Annotated in this window: 18 protein-coding genes; 8 read left to right on the plus strand and 10 right to left on the minus strand. The window is 64.7% G+C overall.

The window, feature by feature from the left end; genetic code table 11:
- Positions 1 to 72 precede the first annotated feature (72 nt).
- From M1247_RS18910 to M1247_RS18920, 3 genes are all read right to left on the minus strand, one after another.
- Positions 73 to 435, minus strand: coding sequence for a hypothetical protein (locus M1247_RS18910; RefSeq protein ID WP_317157921.1), 363 nt, complete (start codon positions 433 to 435; stop codon positions 73 to 75).
- 248 nt (positions 436 to 683) lie between these two features.
- On the minus strand, positions 684 to 1,940 hold the full coding sequence (locus tag M1247_RS18915) for an amidohydrolase family protein (protein ID WP_317157922.1): 1,257 nt from the start codon (positions 1,938 to 1,940) through the stop codon (positions 684 to 686).
- 87 nt (positions 1,941 to 2,027) lie between these two features.
- On the minus strand, positions 2,028 to 3,176 hold the full coding sequence (locus M1247_RS18920) for a thiolase family protein (RefSeq protein ID WP_317157923.1): 1,149 nt from the start codon (positions 3,174 to 3,176) through the stop codon (positions 2,028 to 2,030).
- Positions 3,177 to 3,330: 154 nt separating this feature from the next.
- On the opposite strand from M1247_RS18920, the gene M1247_RS18925 reads away from it, so the two are divergent.
- Together M1247_RS18925 and M1247_RS18930 are read left to right on the plus strand one after the other, a co-directional pair.
- Positions 3,331 to 5,502, plus strand: a complete 2,172-nt coding sequence (locus M1247_RS18925) for a molybdopterin-containing oxidoreductase family protein (protein WP_317157924.1) — start codon at positions 3,331 to 3,333, stop codon at positions 5,500 to 5,502.
- Positions 5,503 to 5,668: 166 nt separating this feature from the next.
- Positions 5,669 to 7,135, plus strand: coding sequence for an aldehyde dehydrogenase family protein (locus M1247_RS18930; protein WP_317158268.1), 1,467 nt, complete (start codon positions 5,669 to 5,671; stop codon positions 7,133 to 7,135).
- Here M1247_RS18930 and M1247_RS18935 read toward each other — a convergent pair.
- The 3 genes from M1247_RS18935 to M1247_RS18945 form a co-directional block, all read right to left on the minus strand.
- The gene (locus M1247_RS18935; protein WP_317157925.1) at positions 7,115 to 7,846 is read right to left on the minus strand and encodes a TetR/AcrR family transcriptional regulator; all 732 of its coding nucleotides are present in this window, start codon (positions 7,844 to 7,846) and stop codon (positions 7,115 to 7,117) included. The genes M1247_RS18930 and M1247_RS18935 overlap by 21 nt on opposite strands.
- 15 nt (positions 7,847 to 7,861) lie before the next feature.
- Complete coding sequence (locus M1247_RS18940; RefSeq protein WP_317157926.1) at positions 7,862 to 9,073, minus strand: cytochrome P450; 1,212 nt, start codon at positions 9,071 to 9,073, stop codon at positions 7,862 to 7,864.
- Between the two features lie 80 nt (positions 9,074 to 9,153).
- The gene (locus tag M1247_RS18945; protein WP_317157927.1) at positions 9,154 to 9,939 is read right to left on the minus strand and encodes a coniferyl-alcohol dehydrogenase; all 786 of its coding nucleotides are present in this window, start codon (positions 9,937 to 9,939) and stop codon (positions 9,154 to 9,156) included.
- Positions 9,940 to 10,079: 140 nt separating this feature from the next.
- On the opposite strand from M1247_RS18945, the gene M1247_RS18950 reads away from it, so the two are divergent.
- On the plus strand, positions 10,080 to 11,570 hold the full coding sequence (locus tag M1247_RS18950) for an aldehyde dehydrogenase family protein (RefSeq protein ID WP_317157928.1): 1,491 nt from the start codon (positions 10,080 to 10,082) through the stop codon (positions 11,568 to 11,570).
- Here the strand turns inward: M1247_RS18950 and M1247_RS18955 are convergent.
- From M1247_RS18955 to M1247_RS18970, 4 genes are all read right to left on the minus strand, one after another.
- The gene (locus M1247_RS18955) at positions 11,554 to 13,209 is read right to left on the minus strand and encodes a medium-chain acyl-CoA ligase Mig (RefSeq protein WP_317157929.1); all 1,656 of its coding nucleotides are present in this window, start codon (positions 13,207 to 13,209) and stop codon (positions 11,554 to 11,556) included. The two genes, M1247_RS18950 and M1247_RS18955, sit on opposite strands and share 17 nt — an antisense overlap.
- A 38-nt stretch (positions 13,210 to 13,247) precedes the next feature.
- On the minus strand, positions 13,248 to 13,865 hold the full coding sequence (locus M1247_RS18960) for a cysteine hydrolase family protein (RefSeq protein WP_317157930.1): 618 nt from the start codon (positions 13,863 to 13,865) through the stop codon (positions 13,248 to 13,250).
- A complete protein-coding gene (locus M1247_RS18965) occupies positions 13,862 to 14,884 on the minus strand; it encodes a Rieske 2Fe-2S domain-containing protein (RefSeq protein WP_317157931.1) in 1,023 nt (340 codons plus the stop codon). Before M1247_RS18965 ends, M1247_RS18960 begins: the two co-directional genes overlap by 4 nt.
- A gap of 275 nt (positions 14,885 to 15,159) precedes the next feature.
- On the minus strand, positions 15,160 to 15,849 hold the full coding sequence (locus tag M1247_RS18970; protein ID WP_317157932.1) for a GntR family transcriptional regulator: 690 nt from the start codon (positions 15,847 to 15,849) through the stop codon (positions 15,160 to 15,162).
- 208 nt (positions 15,850 to 16,057) lie between these two features.
- Between M1247_RS18970 and M1247_RS18975 the strand changes: the two genes are divergently transcribed.
- Genes M1247_RS18975 through M1247_RS18995 form a run of 5 tightly spaced genes read left to right on the plus strand, consistent with a single transcriptional unit; the run spans position 16,058 to position 20,445 of the window.
- Positions 16,058 to 16,942, plus strand: a complete 885-nt coding sequence (locus M1247_RS18975; RefSeq protein WP_317157933.1) for a fumarylacetoacetate hydrolase family protein — start codon at positions 16,058 to 16,060, stop codon at positions 16,940 to 16,942.
- A 1-nt stretch (position 16,943) separates the two neighbouring features.
- Positions 16,944 to 17,864, plus strand: a complete 921-nt coding sequence (locus M1247_RS18980; RefSeq protein ID WP_317157934.1) for a VOC family protein — start codon at positions 16,944 to 16,946, stop codon at positions 17,862 to 17,864.
- A 54-nt stretch (positions 17,865 to 17,918) separates the two neighbouring features.
- Positions 17,919 to 18,392, plus strand: a complete 474-nt coding sequence (locus M1247_RS18985) for a carboxymuconolactone decarboxylase family protein (RefSeq protein WP_317157935.1) — start codon at positions 17,919 to 17,921, stop codon at positions 18,390 to 18,392.
- A gap of 37 nt (positions 18,393 to 18,429) precedes the next feature.
- Positions 18,430 to 19,431 (plus strand): ABC transporter permease, encoded by a 1,002-nt coding sequence (locus M1247_RS18990; protein ID WP_317157936.1) that lies wholly within the window; start codon positions 18,430 to 18,432, stop codon positions 19,429 to 19,431.
- 60 nt (positions 19,432 to 19,491) lie between these two features.
- Positions 19,492 to 20,445, plus strand: a complete 954-nt coding sequence (locus M1247_RS18995) for a sugar ABC transporter substrate-binding protein (protein ID WP_317157937.1) — start codon at positions 19,492 to 19,494, stop codon at positions 20,443 to 20,445.
- Positions 20,446 to 20,475: the final 30 nt, after the last annotated feature.

The raw sequence follows: 20,475 nt of genomic DNA on the forward strand, positions 1-20,475 counted from the left end.
CACGATCACGGCAGCCTGAGGACTGGGCACGGCCTAGTTTAACAACTGAGCCGTAATTAATGACTCAGGACACTAGCCGTTCGGAGCCAAGCTGGGTTGCACAGGAACCAGCACCGGTGGCGGAGCGGACGGCGCCACCTGTAGATCGCCGCGGGGCACGAGGCCCTCGGGAACCCGACCGGCGCCACTGGCTTCGCCCGGCGGCGCCTCGCACTTCTGCTGTCCCTCGTTCCACACCCCGCCGCTGTGCCGGCAGCAACCTTTGGTGTCGTCGATCTTCTCCTGCAGGGATTCATCGAGACCGTCGTTGAGTATCTCGGTGCAGGAGTCGAAGTCCTCAATATCCCAGACGCCGGGCTCAGCCTGCGAAATTCCGCTCGGCGTCACGGCGACGAACATGGCCGCTGCGGCGAATAAGGTTGCGCTGGAGGCCATGCGCCACGCGAAAGTGCTTGCCGGCCTTGATGCATTTGTCGTTGCTTCTGGCATTGCTGTGTCCCCAGAGGTCGGACGCCCGTGGCCGGACATGTCTCGGGCACAGGCGCATCACCTGTACTTGATGCAGATAGTGTGCGCTCGGCCCTGCGGTGGGACAACCGTGGTGGTCGCGCATGTTTGCCGTGGCAACGTTCTGGGAACCTGGAGAGGGTCGAGCTGATGCTGACTGAACATTCCCGATGGGGTCACCCAGATCTGGTCCCGGTAGTAGTCGCTTTGGCGAGAGACGGTGGCTTGACGGCCAGGGGGTCGGGATTGGCAAGTGGCAGGCCCATGAACCGTCGGGCGTTGTCGCCCATGAAGTCATACGTGCGGCGGATATCCATGCCCTCGGCGTACTTCCAGAATCCCTTTGGCTCTGCCAGACCCTCCGGATGCGGGTAATCCGAACCGAACAGCACCTTGTCCCAGCCGACCGTGTCTACCACGTCGGACACGCAGCCCTCCCAGAACGGGCTGACCCAGATATTGCGACGGAACACATCGTGGGGGTGTTCCGGAAAGTTCTGCGGCATCTTCTTGTATAGGTCGGCGAAATCGTGGAACAGCGGGAAGATCCAGCCGCTGCCGTTCTCGACGCTGGCGATCCGCAGTTTCGGAAAACGGGTCAGCGTGCCGTGGCAGATCAGGGCGGTGATCATGTCGGCGATCTCGCGGTGGCCCAGCACCATCCAGCGGAATGCGCTCTGCGCCATGAAGTTCTGGGTGTTGGCCGGTTCCCATGTGTTGACGTAGTCGTCCAGCGGGGGATAGCTGGCGTGCAGCACGATCGGCAACCCGGCTGCCTCGACGTCCCGCCAGAACGGGTCGAATTCCGGGAGTGCCGGGGAGCGCCAGCCGTGCAGACCGTTGACGGGGCCGGGCTTGATCAGCGCCACCTTGGCGCCGTTGGCCAGGACATAGTCCAGTTCACGCTGCGCGGCAGCGACTTCGGAGAGGTTGATGATCGGCGTGGAGAACACCCGGTCGTCGTAGTTGTAGGTCCAGTGTTCGAGTATCCATTCGTTGAGGGCGTGGACGATCGCCACCGTCAGCTGTGGATCATCGGCGCTGGAATGTTCGACCAAGCTGCCCAGCGTTGGGTAGTTGAGCGCCTCGCGGACTCCTTGGCGGCCAAGTTCCTTGATGCGGTCATCCGGATTGCGCGTGGCAGCGGGCGCCTCGATGGCCTTGCCCTGCATCTCGCGCAGCGTCAGCCCGTCGGAGTTCTCACCGGCGAAGAACTTCTCGTGCGCGCCGGGAGCGGCCACCCGTTCGAACGTCGGGTTCGGGATGAAGTCGGTGACCCGGTTGTTGATCACGATGCGCGTCTGCCGGCCGATCTGCGCGTACTGCACAGCGCGCCTGTAGTGCTCGGGCAGGAACTTCGTGAGCGCAGCGCCGGTTTCGTACATGTGTTGGTCGGCGTCGAAGATCGGTGCGCCGGTGAACTGTTCGGTCATGGGGTGGTCTCCCTTCCCGGCGAGCAGACACTCAGGTCCCCTTTTTCTCGCTGTGCGGGGTACCTAAGTGTCTGCTCGGCCTGAAAATCAGAGGGTTAGGACGGTGGCGGCAGCCGTGCCCGGCGCGCCGTAGAGCTGTGCGAACCCGACCTTCGGCTCACCGGGAACCTGGCGTTCCCCGGCTTGGCCACGCAATTGGCGCACCAGCTCGTGGATCTGGCGCAGCCCGGACGCGCCGATCGGCTCGCCGTTGGCGATCAGCCCGCCGTCGGTGTTGACCGGTAGCGACCCGCCGATCTCGGTGGCACCGTCGGCCAGCAGCTTCTCCTGCTCGCCGTCGGCGCAGAATCCGCATTCGGCCATGTGGATGATCTCCGCGCCGGCGTCGGTGTCCTGCAACTGCACCACGTCGACGTCCTCCGGTGCCGCCCCGGCCTTCTCGAAAGCGGCGCGTGCGGCGTACACCGTCGGGGCGGCGTCCTCCTCGACCGGGGCACAGGTGGTGTTCACCTCGTAGGCGCCATACCGGCGGGTCCGGACTTCCACCGCCTTCAGATACACCGGTTTGGCCGTGTATCGATGGGCGATGTCGGCGCGGCACATCACCACCGCGGCCGCGCCCTCATCCGGCGCGCAGAACATGTACTGCGTCAGCGGATAGTTCAGCATCGTCGAGTTGAGGATGTCGTCCTCGTCGATCGGCTTGCGGCGGAACGCATTCGGATTCAACGCGCCGTTTCGGAAGTTCTTGGCAGCCACCCTGGCCAGGGTGCGCTGGGAAATGTTGTGATCGTGCAGATACCGGTTGGCTTTCATGCCGAAGAACTGCGTGGTCAGGTACTGACCGTTCTCGGCGTACCAGCTCGGCATGCCGACCAACGCCGGATCCTCGGTGAATGCGCCACGCGGGTGCTTGTCCAGGCCCACAGCGATGCCGATGTCGTAGTCCCCGAGCCGGATCCCGTCGGCGCACACCTTTAGGGCGCTGGCCGCGGTCGCGCAAGCGTTGAACACGTTGGTGAACGGGATGCCGGACAGCCCGACCATGCCGACGATGGCGTCCGGGTTGGCCACTGTCCAGCTGCCACCTGTGGCGGCGCAGATGTCGCGCCAGTGCACACCCGCGTCAGCCACTGCCGCGAGCATGGCGTCCACACCCATCTGCATCGCGGTCTTGCCCTCGAACCGGCCGAAAGGGTGCAGGCCGACGCCGATGATGGCTACGTCATGTGTCATGTGGCGGACCCTTCCGGGGTAAAGGCGAAGGTGACCACTTCGTCGTCGTGCCACGCCGACATCTCCGGGGCGAGTGCCTTCTGCATTCCTGCGGCTCCTCCGTGTTCAGACCAAAGCTCGTAGCAACTGTAACTCTTACAGTAACCTAGACTCGATGATCGAACACCAGGTGACATTCTGCCGGATCTGTGAGCCGTTGTGCGGGATGATCGCCACTGTCGAGGACGGTCGCCTGACCGCACTCAGGCCGGACAAGGACCACCCGTTGTCGGCTGGTTTCGCCTGCCAGAAGGGCATCGCGTTCACCGAGGTCGTCAACGACCCGGACCGGGTCACCACGCCCTTGAAGCGGACTGATTACGGCTTCGAGCCGGTTACCTGGGACGAGGCGCTCGACGACATCGCCACCCGCGTCACCGAGATCCACCGGCGGCACGGCTCGGGAGCGTTCGGCTGGTACATGGGGAACCCGGCGGCCTTCAGTTACTTGCACCTGTTCGCGGCGATGGTGTTCGCCAAGGGCATCGGCGGGGCTGGTCATTTCTTCAGTTCGTCAACCCAGGACACCAGTAGCAGGCTGCTCGCCAACCAGTTTCTCTATGGTGCGCCGTTTCCGGTGCCGATCCCCGACCTCATGCGGACCGACCTGTTGGTGATGCTCGGCGCGAATCCTGTGGTGTCCCACGGTAGCTTCCTGACCGCACCGCGGATCAAGGATCGGATGCACGACATCGTCAACAGGGGAGGGCGGGTCCTGGTCGTGGATCCGCGCCGCAGCGAGACGGCCGCGCAATTCGAATGGCTGGGCATCGTTCCGGATACCGACGCCTATTTCCTGATGTCGTTGCTGCAGGTCCTGTTCGACGAGGACCTTGTCGACCCGCGGGCCAGATCTCAAGCTGACGGGCTGGACTGGTTGCGTCGGCAGTGCGCGCCGTGGCCCCCGGAGGTCACCGCGCCGGATACGGGCATCACCCCGGAGGCGGTGCGCGCCCTGGCGCATGATCTCGCGCAGACCCGACGCGCGGCGGTTTACGGCCGACTGGGGACGTGTGTCGGCCGTAGCGGCACTCTGACCGCGTATCTGATCGACGCAGTCAACCTCGTCGCGGGCAACCTGGATGTTCCCGGTGGCAGCGTCTTCAGCACACTCGGTATGCCAGGACAGCATTGGGGCAGTGTGGCGATGGGGGCCTCGCTTCGGCGCAGCTACCGGCGCAAGCGAACCCGCGTCGGCGGCTTCCGGTCGGTGATCGGGGCGGAACCCGCGGCATTGATGGCCAAGGAGATCAGCACGCCGGGGCCGCGGCAGATCAAGGCAATGTTCATCGGCGCGGGCAACCCGGTGTTGTCGGTGCCCAACGGCGACGAATTGGAAGCAGCGTTCGATCAGCTCGACCTGTTGGTCGGGCTGGATCTCTACGTCAACGAGACCACCGCACATTGTGATTACGTGCTCCCGGTCACCACGATGTACGAGCGGGACGACTTTGCGGTCACGTTCCAGATGTTCCAGGCCACGCCGTTCCGCCAAGTCACCGAGGCTGTGGTCGAACCGGTCGGCCAGGTGCGCACGGAATGGGACATCATCGACGACCTGATCAAGCGAATGTCCGTGCGCACACCGGTGTTCACCGGTTTACGGCTGGCCGGGAAGGTGGCCGCGTGGCGGGGAACCCGGCTGACTCCCCGGCCGATCATCGACCTGATGATCAGGATGTCCGACGGCGGAGACCGATTCGGGCTGCGCCGCGGGGGCCTGACGTTCCGCAAGCTGGCCCGGCAACTTCCACACGGTGTGGTTGTCAGCTCGGGTATCCGGACCGGCGTGCTGAGGAACGTGGTCGTATATCCGGGGCGCCGGGTCAAGTTGGCGCACGAGGACATTGCGGCGGAGATCGCCAACCTGTCAGCGCGCAGTCAACCCGACGGTTATCCGCTGCGGATGATCGGAATGCGCGAGCCTCGCTCGGAGAACTCATGGCTGCACAACTCACCGCTGTTGATGCGGGGCAACCGGATTCATCAGGCCTTGATGCACACCGATGACGCCGCGGCGCGGCACCTGACCGACGGCGACGAGGTGCGGGTGCGCTCGCCATACGGCCAGATTGCCCTCGCGGTGGCTCTCACCGACGACATCATGCGCGGGACCGTCGCCATCCCGCATGGCTGGGGACACAAGGGCAGCGGCGGTTGGAAGCTCGCGAACCGCGCCGGTGGAGCCAACGTGAATGAGTTGATGTCGAGCGATCCGGCCGATATCGAGGCACCGGCCGGCATGTCCTGGTTGACGGGTGTTCCGGTGCAGGTGGAACCTCATTGATCTCCCGCGAAACAGCATTCCGGCAGGCCGGTACTCGTAACTTCTCTGCTGGAATGCCGTTTCGGCGATAGAGGGCATTACTGTAACTGTTACAGTTGTCCATGTGAGTGAAGCCGTGAACAGCGTCGACATCGGGCAGCGTACGGCCGGGCGTGCCGAAAAGAGGATGCTGGTCGATGGTGAGTTGCGCGCCGCGGCATCCGGCGCTGAGTTCGACATTCTCAGTCCCGCAACGGGCCGCGTGTTGGGCACCACGGCGGCGGCGGGACCGGAGGACATGGACGCCGCCATCGGAGCCGCCCGGCGTGCATTCGACGAGTCCGACTGGGCGACCAACCGGGTGTTGCGCCTACGTGCGCTGACGCAGCTGCAAGATGCTATCGAGGCCGAAAAAGAAGATCTCCGTGAGGAATTGATCGCAGAGGTCGGCTGCCCCGTGATGACAACCCGGAATGCACAACTGGACTGGCCGCTGGCCGAGGCGTTGCGGTACCCGGCCCGGCTGATCGACGAGTTCGAATGGGAGCGCACGCTCGACGGCGGCGGGCTGTTCGGCGAGCGAAACGCGCGCACAGTCGTCAAGGAGCCGGTCGGGGTCGTCGCTGCGATCACCCCGTCGAACTTCCCGGTCGAGGTCATCCTCAATAAACTCGGGCCTGCCCTGGCCACCGGTAACACCGTGGTGCTCAAGCCCGATCCGAATACCCCGTGGAACGCCACGCGGCTGGGCAGGTTGATCGCCGAGCGCACTGACATCCCGGCAGGCGTGGTCAACGTGGTGCCGACACCGTCGAACGAGGTGGCCGGCCGGTTGGGCACCGACCCGCGGGTGGACATGGTGTCGTTCACCGGCTCGACGGCGGTGGGCAAGCACCTGATGCGTGTCGGCGCTGACACCATGAAACGCACATTCCTTGAACTCGGCGGCAAGTCCGCCATGATCGTGCTCGACGACGCCAATCCCGCCCACATCATTCCCAGCGCGATCGGAGCATGCGTGCACGCCGGGCAGGCCTGCGCAGCCAACACTCGGATGTTGGTGCACCGCAGCCTGTTCGACGAAGCGGTCGCCAACGTGACGATGACATTCGAAGGAGTGCCGGTGGGGGATCCCGCACTCGAGGCCACGTTGGTGGGGCCGCTGATCAGCGCGGCGCAGAAGCAGCGGGTGCTCGACGCATGCGACCGTGCCCGTCGTGACGGAGCCGACATCGTGGTGGGTGGAAGCGCTGTCGGAGGGTTGCCGGACCACCTGGCGGGTGGTTATTTCGTCGCGCCTACCGTCATCGTCGGGGCGGATCCGAAATCGGCCATCGTCCAGAACGAGGTGTTCGGGCCGGTGTTGGTGATGCTGCCGTTCGACGATGACGACGAGGGGGTGCGCATTGCCAACGACAGTGCGTTCGGCTTGGCCGGTGCGGTGCTGTCCAAGTCTGCCGAGCGGGCCATGGGCATCGCACGGCGGATTAGGACCGGCGCAATTGGTATTAATGGCGGGATGTACTACGGCGCCGACGCGCCGTTCGGCGGGTACAAGAACAGCGGCATCGGCCGCCAGTGCGGCATCGAAGGTTTCGCACAGTACACCGAGACGAAGACGATCGGTTGGCGGCTACCCCGGCCGCACATCTGATCCAGCGGTGCCGGTCCGTTGCTCGGCAGGATGACGGGCGGCGCGATCCAGAATGCTGTCGAGGATGTGGTCGAAGTTGGTGTCGTCGGCGACACCGATGCGGTACCCGTGGCCGGATATCGAGGCGATCATCGGCATGGTTTGGGCATCGATCACCTGTTCCCAGTACTCGCGGGAGAGCTCCGGCTGCGGCGTCCTGGTGTGAAGGCGTTGCAGCACCGACGAACTACGCACCAGTACCGCAATGGCGGTGTAGGTGTCGAACGCCTGCTGTGGTGTCAGACCGGCCTGCACCAGGGCGGCAACGGGTTGCTCGATCTTCTCCAGCGCAGCGCGGGCCCCGGGAGTGCCGCGGGTGCCGCGGATCAGGATGAGGTCGCACACAATCGGATTGCTCGTGAACATCTCACGCATCCGGTGGGCGTGCGCGCGCAGGGACTCCCGCCAGGAGCAGGCATCGATGGACAGCACGCCGAAGTCGTAGTCGAGCAGGACGCGTTCGGTCATCGCGTCGAGCAGGTCGTCCTTGCGACGGAAGTACCAGTAGATGCTGGTCACTCCCACATCGAGATGGCGGGCCAGCTGCGGCATGCTCAGGGTGTCGATCGAGGCTTCGCCGGCAATCTCGAAAGCGCCGCTGAGGATTTCGTCGACGGTGATGGACCCGCGTGGGCGACGCTGACGGCGGGGAGTGCCCGCGGCTCTGGCCATGGATCCGTCCTCTGCTCAGATGATGGGGTCGAAGGTGACCGGTATCGCGGTCGGCGACCGGAACGGCTGGCCGAAGATGTGCGGGTCGTCGTCGGTGACCAACTCGATGTCGGTGATCCGGTTGAGCAGGCATTCGACGGCCACCCGGGTTTCCATGCGAGCCAGGTGCAGTCCCATGCAGGTGTGCTCGCCCGCTGCGAAGGTGATGTGTGGAACGCGCTCGCGGAAGATGTCGAATTCGTCGGGGCGCTCCCAGCGCTTCTCGTCGCGGTTGGCCGATCCGATGCACACGTCGATCACCGCGCCTGCAGGCAGGTGCAACCCGTCGAGCTCGGTATCTTGATTGGCCGACCGCTGCACGGTGGTCAGTGGAGTCTCGTAGCGCAGACCCTCCTCGATCGCCTGGCCTATGAGCTCGTGATCCTTCTGCACGGCGGCGAACTGGTCGGGATGGGTCAGCAGCAGGTAGAGCAGGTTACCCGAGGAGCGATAGGTGGTTTCCAGTCCGGCAGGCAGCAGCAGCCGCAGAAACGAATAGATGGCTTCGTCGGTGAGCTTCTCGCCGTCGATCTCTGCGGTCACCAGATCACCGATGATGTCGTCGGTGGGCGTGGCCCGGCGCTGCTCGATCTGCTCGAGGAAATAGTCTTTCAACGCCGCAGAGGCCTCGAATGCCCGCTTGTATTTGACGGTGTAACTGATCAGTTCGATTGCACGCCGGCGAAACCAGGGCAGGTCGTCCTCGGGGAGGCCGAGCAGCCGCGAGATCACCCGTGTCGGGAATTCAACGGTGAAATCGCGGACTAGATCGGCGCTGCCCGACTCGATGAACTCATCGACCAACGCGTCACAGATCGGCCGCACGATCTCAGGTTCCCAGCGCAGCAGCGACTTTGACTTGAACGCCGCGGACACCAGGTTGCGATGCTCGCGGTGGGTTTTCCCTTCCATCGCCAGGATGGTCGGCCCGATGAACAGTCCGATGGTGCTGTCGTAGATCGTGGAGTTGAACCTTTTGCCGTCGCGGAACACGGTGTTGACGGCGTCGAAGGAGACCGCCGCGAACTGGTGCTCGGGCAGCATCGATTCCGGGGTTTTGGACCAGTCCATCACCGAGCCACGGAACACCCCGGCGGCGCCGGCGCGGTGCCGCGCGAAGATCGGGTACGGGTCACGCAACAGGTCGGCTGTGTCGCCGAACGTGGCGTCCTGCACGTGGCTTTCCACAGATCACCCCACAACTCGGAACGGTCCAAACCTTCCTGGACGATATTACTGTAAAGATTACAGTAGCGGTGACTTCCGATTCAGAGGGAGATGGGAGCTCCACTCGTCATCGCCGCGATGAACCCCGCATCCACCTGGATGTCCTGGCCGTTGATCCACCGCGCGTCCGGTGAGGCCAGGAACGCGATCACCGGTGCGATGTCGTCGACGGTGGCGTGCCTGCCCACTGTCGACCGCACCAGGTCGAGAACGTCTTTGCCCATGGTCTGTTCGAAGTCGGTCAGGATCGGTGTCTCGACAGGCCCGGGGCTTACGGTGTTGACCCGGATGCCGTACTTGGTCCACGCAGGCCCGGCGATCCGCTTGGCGAACAGGATCATCGCTTGTTTGGAGGTGGTGTACACGGGATAGTTCTGGTCCTGTCCGGCCTGCCAACGTTCCACCGCGTCGCCATCGTCGAGCTCGAGCAATCCGTCGAGTACGTCGATCCGCTGATCCCAGCCCAGGGCTGCCGTTGACGCGACGGCGACCACTGAACCGCCGGGTCGCATCAGTGGCAGCATGCCTTCGGTGATCAAGCGCATTCCGAGGTAGTTGACCTTGAGCACGTCGGCTGCCGGTGCGGTGCCGGGAACCCCGGCGACATGGGCGAGAGTGTCCCAGCCATCGCCGATCTCGGCCAGCAGCGCCTGAATGTCGGCGGCGTCGCGCAGATCGCAGGTCAGGTGTCGGGCTGCCGGTGTTTCGCCTGCGCGCAGGTCAACCGCCACGACGTGGTCGCCTCGGTGGTGAAAGTGCGCCGCCGTGGCCGCGCCGATGCCGGATCCGGCTCCGACGACGACGATTCTGCGCGGATCTGCAGACATCTACGGCCTCCAACTGACGGTACGACGGTAAGCATCACTGTAACTAACTCGGGCGAACCGGACAATCATTCTCGACGGCGGTAGACGGTGCTACCGTTAGCCTTACCGGAGGGGCTTACACGCGATGAGGAGTGCGGCCAATGACGGATGCCGTCGGGGTTATCGGGGCAGGCCGGACCGAGCATGACGGACCCGCCGCGACACTGGCCACCCAGCGACAGACGTTCCTCGCCGATGGTCCGCCGAGTGTCGCCCTGCGGCGCAACCGCATCGACCGGCTCGTGGCGATGGTTCTGGACAATGCCGAGGAATTCGTCACCGCCACTGCGGCCGACTACGGGTCGAGATCGCGTTCGGCGGCCTTCTTCGCCGAGATCCTCGGTATGGTCTCGGTCATCGAGCACACCAGATCGAATGTGCCGCAATGGATGCGATCCGCAAAGTTGATGCGGGCCGCGCGGCCGGCCGGATTGCGCGCGGAGGTGGTGCCGTCCCCGCTCGGCGTGATCGGCATCATCGGACCGTGGAACTTCCCGATCCAGCTGACCGTGTTGCCCGCTGCGGCGGCCTTCGCCGCAGGCAACCGGGTGATGATCAAGATGTCTGAGGTGACGCCACGCGCGGCCGAGCTGATGGCCGGTACTGCGCCGCGCTACTTCGACGAAAGCGAACTGGCAATCGTGACAGGCGGACCGGACGTGGCCGCCGACTTCGCCGGGCTGCCTTTCGACCACCTGTTCTTCACCGGCTCACCGGCGATCGGTGCGCTCGTGGGCCGCGCCGCCGCTCAGAACCTCGTTCCGGTGACGCTGGAACTGGGTGGCAAGAATCCGGTGGTGGTGGCACCGGACGCCGATGTCATCCGTGCGGCGACCCGAATCGCGCAGGCGCGCATGGTTAACGGTGGCCAGGTGTGCGTCTGCCCGGACTACGTGTTCGTGCCCGACGCGCACGTGGAGCTCTTCGTCGACATTGCCCGCCAGACCTTGCGTGACATGTTCCCGACCATCATCGGCAACGGTGACTACTGCTCCTCGGTGAACCAGGCGAATTTCGACCGGGTCGTCGGGCTCATCGAGGACGCGCGGGCACACGGTGCGCGGATCGACTCGGTCGGCCCCGAGGGGGAAGTGCTGCCCGATCCCGGTTCCCGCAAGATCGCACCGACCATCGTCCGCGACGTCGACGATCGGATGCGCATCGCCGAGGAGGAGGTGTTCGGGCCGGTTCTGGTGGTGCGGGGCTACTCGACGCTCAACGAGACCATCGGATATGTCAACTCTCGGCCGTCCCCATTGGTCGCGTACTGGTTCGGCCCGGACAACGCCGATTTCCGGCACTTCGTCAGCCATACCCGCAGCGGTGGTGTGGCCCGCAATGACTTTGCTGCACACATGATTCCGTCTTCGGCACCGTTCGGGGGAGTGGGGCGCAGTGGGATGGGGGCATATCACGGAAAGGCCGGATTCGACGCGTTCAGCCATTACCGCACGGTGGTAGGTAGCGATCTGCCGTTCAGCATCACCGGGCGTGCGGCGTTGCCGTTCACTGCGTCGATGCGGGTCAGCGCCGATCTCGCCCTGCGCCGGGCACGCACCCGAACCAGCAGCCGGCTCAGGAAGTTTCGCTGATCGCCTGCTCACGGGCCCAGCGGTAGTCGGCCTTGCCGGCCGGGCTGCGTTCGATGGCCGGGCGGAACACCACAGCCTTGGGCAGCTTGTAGCGGGCGATGGAGGCCTCGGCGTGCCGGATGAGTTCGTCGGCGTCGACCTGCGCATCGTCGGCAGGCGCGTCCTCGCTCAAGGCGACAATAGCGACCACCTCCTGGCCCCAACGGTCACTCGGCCGGCCCGCCACCACCACGTCGGCCACCGCCGGATGTGAGGCGATCGCCGCTTCGACTTCTTCGGCGAAGATCTTCTCGCCGCCGGAATTGATGGTGATCGAATCACGACCGAGCAGCTCGATGGTGCCGCCCTGTAGATGGCGGGCCCGGTCGCCGGGTACCGCATGGCGCTCGCCGTCGATGACCGGGAATGTCGCCGCGGTCTTTCCCGCGTCGCCTTTGTAGCCCAACGGCACGTAGCCGCGCTGCGCCAGCCAGCCCAGGCCGTCGTGGCCGGGCTCCAGCACCGCACTGAAATCCTCGGTCACCACACAGGTGTCGGGGCCCGCGTTGAACGTGCCCGTCGACACCGCACCCGGGGCCGACATGTGGCTGAGCTGGGCTCCGGTTTCCGACGAGCCGACGCCGTCCACGACGATCAGGTTGGTCTTGGAATCGATCAGCTGTTGTTTGACGTAGGGCGTGAGCTGTGCGCCGCCGTTGGCGACGACGGACAGCGTGGACACATCAGCGATACCGCTCTGGATCGCAGCGACCAGGGGCCGGGCCATGGCGTCACCCACCACGGTCGCCACCATGACACCCTCGCGCTCGATGGTCCGCACGACGTCGTCGGCGTCGAAACGGTCTACCACGCTTGGAAATACGAGGGTCTGGCCGGTGGTCATCGCCGTCATCGCGGTCCACTGCGCGGCACCGTGGATCAGCGGGGGCAGGATCAGTAGCTTGGTGCCGGGGTTGTCGGTGGCCCTGGCGACGATCTCGTCCACCGATTCGACTTTCTCACCGGTCACCATGTTCCGGCCGCCGAATGCCGTCATGAATATATCGTGCTGGCGCCACAACACACCCTTGGGCATACCGGTGGTGCCGCCTGTGTACAGGACGTACAGGTCATCGGGCGACGGTTGCACCGGCGGCGGCGCAGTGTCTCGTCCGACGATCGAGTCGTAGTCGACGGCTCCGTAGAGCAGCTCGTTGCCGGAACCGTCGGCGATCTGGATGAGGACGCGCAGCGCGGGGAGTTCGGGAAGAATCTCGGCTACCCGCGGCGCGAAGGCCGCGTGGTAGATCAACGCGCCTGCCCCGGAATCGGCCAACAGATACTGCAGTTCGTTCTTGACGTAGCGGTAGTTGACGTTGAACGGTGCCACCCTGGCCCGGAAGGAGCCCAGCATGGATTCGACGTACTCGGGTCCGTTGTAGGCGTATATGCCGAGCAGGTCCTGTCCCACCTCGTGGCCCGCCAGCGCCTCCCGCTCGGTGCGGGTACCCAGGCCCCGTGAATGCAGGTACGCGGCAAGGTGGTTCGACCGTTCGACGATCTGCCGGTAGCTGAGCTGACGTTCACCCTGTGCCACGAAGGTCCGGTCGGGAATCGCCGCGGCAACGGCGTCGGCTACTTCGGTGACAGTGAACAGCACGGGGTCTCCTAGGGTGGTGAATAGGTCGATGGTAGGCGTCACCGCTGCCAGGCGTGTAGTAGTTCGTCGGCCGTCGTGATGGTGGCCAGCAGGGACAGGGTGTTGTCGATGACGGCGTCGGCGTAGTCGGCGGGAATACCGGCGACCGCGTCGCGGGGCAACACCACGCGGTATCCCGCGTTGACCGCGTCCATCACGAGGTTGATGATCGCGACGTTCACCGAAACCCCGACCGCGACGATCGTTGACACTCCGAGGTTGCGCAACACGGGGTCGAGGTCGGTACCACCCATCGGGCCGATCCCATGCCATCGACTCAGCACCAGATCGTCTGGCTCCGGGCCCAATTCGGGTAGCAGGGCCGCGCCTGGCGTACCCGGTACGATCCCGACACCGCTGCGGCCGATGGCGAAGATCTTGGCATTGTGATTCGAGCCGAGACCATCGGGGCGGCGCTGCACCAGGCAGTGCACCACCTGAACCGAGGCGGCCCGGGCGACCGGGAGGAGTCGCTCGATGTTGGGCAGGGCCACGCGGCGTGCTTCGTCGGCGAGTGCGGCCAGGCCGGCGTCGGGACCGACGACCGCACCCTGGCATTCCTGGGTGACGATGGCGGTGTGCGCAGGGGCAACCAGCTCGGCCAGGTCGACTCTCATGCGTGCGCGGTAGCTCGGCCATCGGGGGTGGGCGGCACCTCGTAGAACTGCGTGGCCCACTTACGCATGGCCATATAGGGTTTCGCGTCGATCTTGGCCAACGGGGGATGCTCGACGTACTTCTGGTAGCGCCAGATGTCGCAGTCCTCCCACACGGTCTTGAGGAACTGCTTCTCGACCTGCGCGCGTACCTGGTCCGGTGGGATGTCGGAGGTCTCCCCGGCAAGCTTGGGCCACCAGATCGAATAGAACATGTCCGACACCTCATCGTCGACCGGGGTGCAGGCGAAGATCAGGCGATGGTTGGATGACCCTTCGAACGCGCTCATCGCGAAGCCCAGTCCGGAGAAGTGGCTGTGGATGCGAAGCGCCATCTTGTCGGGATCGTCGCTGCGGGCGTCGGGCCAGCCGGTCAGGAACCGCCATTCCTCGTCGACGTGTTCCCAGTCCAGGCACACCGGTGTCACGGTGGCGCCGTGCACATACCGGAAATGTGAACTGTCCGGGCCATTTTCGGCGACAATCTGCGGGTGCACCGGGATGGCGTCGGCACGGCTGGAGAACTCCGGGTACGGTCGGTAGTAGGCGTCCGGATCGGTGTCGAACTGCGGGAACTTGTGGAAGATGTCCGGCAGTTCCCATCGTGGTTCCAAGCCGTCGGGCTGGTGCCACACGAAGATGCAGCCGTACTGTTCCTTGACCGGATAAGAGCGGAGCCGCAGCCCGCGGTTGGGTCGGTCGGGCTGATACGGGATGTAGGTGTTGTTGCCGTCGGGGTCCCAGCGCCAGCCGTGGAACGGGCATTCGACACAGTCGCCGACGACCTTGCCGCCGTGGCCGATGTGGGCCCCGAGGTGTTTGCAGTGGGCCTCCAGGATGTGCAACTCACCGGACTCGTCGCGATAGGCCGCCAGATCCTCGCCGAAGTACTTGAGCGCACGCACTTCACCGACTTCGTACTCGGCGGACCAGCCGATCATGAACCAGCCGGTGACCTTCCAGGTGAAAGGCACTTTCATGCCAGTTGCCTCCTGCGTTCAGCGTGCCCACAACAGTACGGAAGACATTACAGTATAGGTTTCTGCAGGGGGAGCGCTTAGAACGTTTCGTGCGCGAGCAGACGCGGAGGTACCGGAAAAGTCGTCGCGACGGGTACCTCCGCGTCTGCTCGCCCGGGGGTGACGGCAGCTGTGGCCGGTACTGGCTGGAGTTCCGCTGCTGCTACACAAATGGGCAGACGCGCAATGCCACATACGCCAGGAGACGCGCGGCTGGCGAGACTGCAAGGACAGTTCTACGGCTGATTGGCTTCCAGTAGCTTGTCGGTGGTGCGCCGGATATGTGTGCACAGCAGTCCGGATGCCAGGTCCACATCGCGGGCGACGACAGCGTCGATGATCGCGCGATGCTCAGCGGCGATGTCTCGATCCCGGTCATGAAGCGGAGCCGACCAGCGTCGGTACAACTCAGCGGACTCACGTAAGGACAGTGCGGCCGTGCGGATCCGGCGGTTCGGACAGCCGTGCAGCAGGGCGTCGTGGAACGCTGCGTGCGCCTCGACCCACTGTTCGGAGAATCGAGCGGGGTCAGCTTCGTCGTACATGGGAGTTCGGTCGAGAATGTGGTGCGCGGACACTGCTTGCGCCTCCCATCCCACGTCAGCTTTGTTGATCGCGTACCGCAGTGCCAGTATTTCGATTTCACAGCGCGCATCGGTGAGGTCGGCGAGGTCTTCGGTGGAGATATCGGTGACTCGGAAGCCTTGCTGCCACTCGGTTACCACGAGCCCCTGTTCGGCGAGTCGCTGCAATGCCTCGCGGATCGCCCCGACGCTGCACCCGAATCTTGTCACCAGGCCGGCGAACGGCAGCTTGCTACCCGGCTCCAGCCTGCCGGCCAGGATGTCGCTACGAAGGTCATCGAACACGCTGGCCTTGCTGGCCCGGGCTGGAGACCGCGAGTCAAGGGCCTTGGTGGCCTTCATGTGGTGCTCTCCGTTCGTGCGGGACTGATCTGGTCTGAGATTGACAAGTACATGCCCTGATGGTTCGTCAGGCTAACACAATCAGAAAGTAGGGTGCGTTTTCGAAAACGGGGTTGACATTCGTAGATTGATGGCATGTGATGGGAACACGACAACATGTGGCGGGCGCCACAGCGCCGGTCGCAACACCAACCGATGGAGCAATCTCGTGCGTTTGATGAATTTGAATGGCCGTCTTCATGTTTCGACACCAAGCGGTGCTGTCGACGTGGCCAAGGCGTCAGACGGACGTTTCGGCCCGGACCCGCAGGCGATCTATGAGGGCTGGGACGCATTCGAGGGCTGGTATCAGACACACCGGGCCAAGCTGGCCGCGCTTCCTGCCGTCGACCTCGTGCCTGCCGAGTTGGGATCGCCGGTTCCGGCGCCGCGGCAGGTCTTCGCGGTCGGCCTCAACTACAGCGACCATGCCGCCGAGTCCGGGTTCAGCCGGCCCGAAGAGCCGGTGATCTTCACGAAGTTCACGTCTTCCATCACCGGACCGGTCACCACTGTGCCGCTACCCGCCGGGTCGGTCGACTGGGAGGTCGAGCTGGTGGTCGTCATCGGCCGCGGCGGCCGCAACATTCCGGTCGACGACGCGTGGCGGCACGTCGCCGGCCTCACGGTGGGCCAGGACCTCTCCGAACGGCAGCAACAACATTCGGGTCCGGCACCACAGTTCAGCCTCGCGAAGTCGCACCGCGGCTTCTCACCGATCGGTCCCGCCGTGGTGACCGTCGACGAGGTCGGCCACCCCGATGACCTCGAGATCCGCGCGAGCATCAATGGCGAGGTGGTGCAGGAGGGTCGAACCAGCCAGCTCATCTTCCCGGTCTCGGTATTGCTGTCGAAACTGTCGGAGACTGTCGAGTTGTATTCGGGTGACGTGGTTTTCACCGGCACTCCTGCCGGTGTTGGTGCCGGCCGGACCCCGCCGCGGTTCCTCGGCCCCGGCGATGTGCTACGCAGCTACGTCGAGGGCATCGGTGAACTCCAGCAGACATTCGTGGCTTCCGTCGAGGACGTCGCAGTGGCCGGACGCGGAGCCTGATATGGCGCTGCACCGGTTGGATTCGATCACCCTCGGTGTGCCGAATTTCGCCGCTGCCGTCGATTTCTACCGAGACTTCGGCCTCGCCGATCTCGGCGACGGTCGGTTCGCCACCGCCGACGGCGGCCACCAGTTGACGCTGACCACAGCGCCGACCCGCAGGCTGGTCACCGCGGTGTTCGCGGTCGACGATGCCGACGACCTGGCGAGGGCAAGAGCCGGTCTGGCCGCGATCGGCGTCGCGTCGACCCGGAACGATGACCGTTTGACCACCATCGAGCCCGGTACCGCGACGCCCATCGAGTTGGTGATAGCCCCGCGGCTGGAGCAGCCGCGATATGACGCACCGGCGGTGAACGGCCCGGGTCGAGCCGACCGGGTGAACGCTCGCGCCGCCGGGGTGATCTCCAGTGAACGGGCGCGGCCCCGAAGATTGGGCCACATCGTCTTGGGCAGCCCCGACTTCGATCGCTCCTACGTGTTCTTCGCCGACGCTCTGGGATTCAAGGTCAGCGACGTGGTGCGCGACGTGGGTGTGTTCCTCCGGTGCTCCACCGATCACCATAACGTCCTCGTCCAGCGTGCCCCGGTGCCGTTCATCCACCACAGCAGTTGGCAGGTCGACGACGTGGACACGATCGGCCGCGGCGCCATGGCGATGCTCGCCGAGCACCCCGAGCGTCATGTCTGGGGATTGGGTCGGCATTACGCGGGGTCGAACTTCTTCTGGTACTTCAAGGATCCTGCAGGCAACTTCGCCGAGTACCACAGCGACATGGACCACATCCCCGAGGACGCCTTGTGGACCCCCGAGATGCTCGAGGGTGCCAAGGGCCTGTTCCAGTGGGGTCCGCCCCCGCCACCGTCGTTCATCGACCCCGAAGATCTCGCTGACCTGATGATCAGCGGCCACCCCAGATAACCAGACTCACCACCTTCACCACTGAAACCGCAGACAGCGGAAAGGAATACCACCATGCCTCGAATCAAGCCCACCGATCGCAGCACCGACTCCTTCTACGCGGTGCTCGGCAATCGCCCCGAGATCGCCGATGCCTGGGCCGCCCTGGACAAGGTGCTGCTCACCGGTAACTCGTCGAAGCTATCGATCGCATTGAAAGAAGAGGTGCGCAGCGGCCTCGCGCAGGGTATCGGCTGCCAGTATTGTGCCACCGTCGGCGGCGACCACTCGACCGAGCACATCGACCCTCGGGCAAGCTTGGCGGGCGCCTTCGCCGAGCAGGTCGTCAACAACCTCGGCAGCATCGACGACTCCATGTTCGACGTGCTACGCGGCGAATTCAACGACGACGAGATCGTCGAATTGTGTGCCTGGATCTGCTTCAAGTTCGGGGCGAACGTGCTCGGTGCGCTGATGAAGCTCGATCGCGCCTCCGAGGAGCAGAGCAGCGCCTACCGGGAGCTGCTCGACGACACCGGCACGCGGTAAGGGAACTGGGTCAATGTCTTCGGTAACCGAATCGCCTGTGGCGACACAAGACCGGCCTGCTGTCGTCGCGGCGAGCATCCACCGTCAGCGGTTGCGCAAGATCGCCGATTTCAGCGCCCGGTACGGCATCCAGGTGGTCTTCTTCGTCATCCTGAGCATTCTGCTGATCAGCTCTCCGCTGTTCCGCAGCCCAGACAACCTGCTGGGTGTGCTCCAGCAGAGTTCGATCATCGGCGTCCTGTCCTGCGGGATGCTGGTGATCATCGTGGCGGGCGCGTTCGACTTGTCGTTCGGTGCGATAGGGGTCGGTGCGTCGGTCAGCGCCGCAGCGGTGATCGTCAGTACCGGCTCCATCGGCTACGGACTGCTCACCGCGGTGTTGGTGGGCCTGACCTGTGGGCTGTTCAACGGATTTCTGGTCACCCGGATCGGCATCACCCCGTTCGTTGCCACGCTAGGCAGCGGCACATTGATCACCGGGATCGTCCTCAGCCAAACCGGGGGGCGAGCCATTGCCGGCCTTCCGTTGGCGCTCAGCGAATTCGGGCTCGGACGCACGTTCGGGATACCGAATCCGGCGCTGGTGTTCGCCCTGGTCGTGCTCGTCACCTGGGTCATGCTGCACGTCACTCGATTCGGCCACTTCCTGTACGCGGTCGGTTCGAGCAAGGAACCAGCTCGCCTGGCCGGCGTACCGGTCGATCGAGTGATGGCGGGCGCCTTCGTCTTCGGCGGATTGTGCGCCGGGATCGCAGGTATCCTCCTGCTCTCGCAGACCAACGTCGGGCAGCCCACCGGGACCGAGAACTGGGCGCTGAATGCGATCGCAGCGGTGGTCGTCGGTGGGACGCCGTTGCGCGGTGGCATGGGCGGCGTGCGGTCGGTGGTGCTGGGCGCCCTGCTCCTCGGCGTGGTATCCAATGCGCTGAACCTTTACGGTGTCTCGCCGTACTGGCAGCCGGCGGTCACCGGCACCGTCATCCTGCTGGCCGTCGGCTTCGACGCCTACCAGCGCAAGTCTCGTGGCACGTCAGTATGACCGTCACAGTCCTTCTCGCAGTTAGGTATTGACATGTCTTCCAGTTGCGCACGACGACGTGTGACAGCATTTGCCACGGTACTCACCGGAGTGCTCACCGCGGGTCTCGTTGCGGCGTGCGGTCAGGGGGCGGGGGCGGTGGACGACCCGGTGCGGATCGGGGTGATGCTGTTCAACACCGACCTGCCCGCGTACGCCCCCCTGACCGCAGGAATGAAAGCCAAGGCCGACGAACTCGGTGTTGAAGTCGACATCCAGAACGGCCAGCTGGATCCGGCACGGCAAGCTCAATTGGTGCAGCAGTTCGTCACTCAGCGCAAAGACGCGATCGTGATCAGCGCCGGCGACGCCAACGCGATCGTGCCAGCCGCGCGGCAGGCCAACGCGGCCGACATCCCGATCCTTGGGGTGACCAACGATATCGGTGAAGGTGCCGAGCGGCTGACCTATGTCGGGTCAGACAATGTGGCATTCGGCGAGATCCTGGCCAAGGGCGCGCTGGAAGTCACCAAACCCGATGCCAAGGTGGCCGTGATCCTGGGTGCGCTGGGTTCAACCTCGGAGCGGCAGCGCACGGAAGGTATCGAGAAGTTCGTGGCTGCCAACCCAGGCATGCAGATCATCGCGAAGCAGACCGCCAACTGGGACAACGCCCAAGCGCTCAAGGTCGGTCAGGATCTGCTGGCGAAATACCCGCCGGGGACGCTGGACGCCATCATCTGCGAGGGACCCGAGGGGGCCACGGCAGCGAAATACGCTGCCAGCGCCGGTCGTACCGACGTCAAGTTCGTTGTCGGTGACACCTCGAAGGATGTTAAGGCGCAGTTGGAGTCGGGCACCATCGCTGCGACGGCGTTCCAGAACTTCTTCGACCAGGGCGGCACGGCGATCCAATACGCCGCCGACGCCGCTTCCGGCCGGGAGGGTGAGGTGCCCCAGCCCAACGCCTACGCCCCGATCAACTTATACACCGTCACCGACATTCAGAAGATCCCCGACAACTCCCTGTTCTGAGCGCACGTCCGGTCGACGCTGGCCAAGCAC

Source organism: Mycobacterium appelbergii (assembly GCF_032883035.1).
GTDB classification, from domain to species: Bacteria; Actinomycetota; Actinomycetes; order Mycobacteriales; family Mycobacteriaceae; genus Mycobacterium; species Mycobacterium appelbergii.

Bases quoted from the DNA above. Each gene is read 5' to 3' on its own strand.
- M1247_RS18910 (WP_317157921.1), bottom strand. From the start codon at position 435: ATGGCCTCCAGCGCAACCTTATTCGCCGCAGCGGCCATGTTCGTCGCC.
- M1247_RS18915 (WP_317157922.1), bottom strand. From the start codon at position 1,940: ATGACCGAACAGTTCACCGGCGCACCGATCTTCGACGCCGACCAACAC.
- M1247_RS18920 (WP_317157923.1), bottom strand. From the start codon at position 3,176: ATGACACATGACGTAGCCATCATCGGCGTCGGCCTGCACCCTTTCGGC.
- M1247_RS18925 (WP_317157924.1), top strand. From the start codon at position 3,331: ATGATCGAACACCAGGTGACATTCTGCCGGATCTGTGAGCCGTTGTGC.
- M1247_RS18930 (WP_317158268.1), top strand. From the start codon at position 5,669: ATGCTGGTCGATGGTGAGTTGCGCGCCGCGGCATCCGGCGCTGAGTTC.
- M1247_RS18935 (WP_317157925.1), bottom strand. From the start codon at position 7,846: ATGGCCAGAGCCGCGGGCACTCCCCGCCGTCAGCGTCGCCCACGCGGG.
- M1247_RS18945 (WP_317157927.1), bottom strand. From the start codon at position 9,939: ATGTCTGCAGATCCGCGCAGAATCGTCGTCGTCGGAGCCGGATCCGGC.
- M1247_RS18950 (WP_317157928.1), top strand. From the start codon at position 10,080: ATGACGGATGCCGTCGGGGTTATCGGGGCAGGCCGGACCGAGCATGAC.
- M1247_RS18960 (WP_317157930.1), bottom strand. From the start codon at position 13,865: ATGAGAGTCGACCTGGCCGAGCTGGTTGCCCCTGCGCACACCGCCATC.
- M1247_RS18965 (WP_317157931.1), bottom strand. From the start codon at position 14,884: ATGAAAGTGCCTTTCACCTGGAAGGTCACCGGCTGGTTCATGATCGGC.
- M1247_RS18970 (WP_317157932.1), bottom strand. From the start codon at position 15,849: ATGAAGGCCACCAAGGCCCTTGACTCGCGGTCTCCAGCCCGGGCCAGC.
- M1247_RS18980 (WP_317157934.1), top strand. From the start codon at position 16,944: ATGGCGCTGCACCGGTTGGATTCGATCACCCTCGGTGTGCCGAATTTC.
- M1247_RS18985 (WP_317157935.1), top strand. From the start codon at position 17,919: ATGCCTCGAATCAAGCCCACCGATCGCAGCACCGACTCCTTCTACGCG.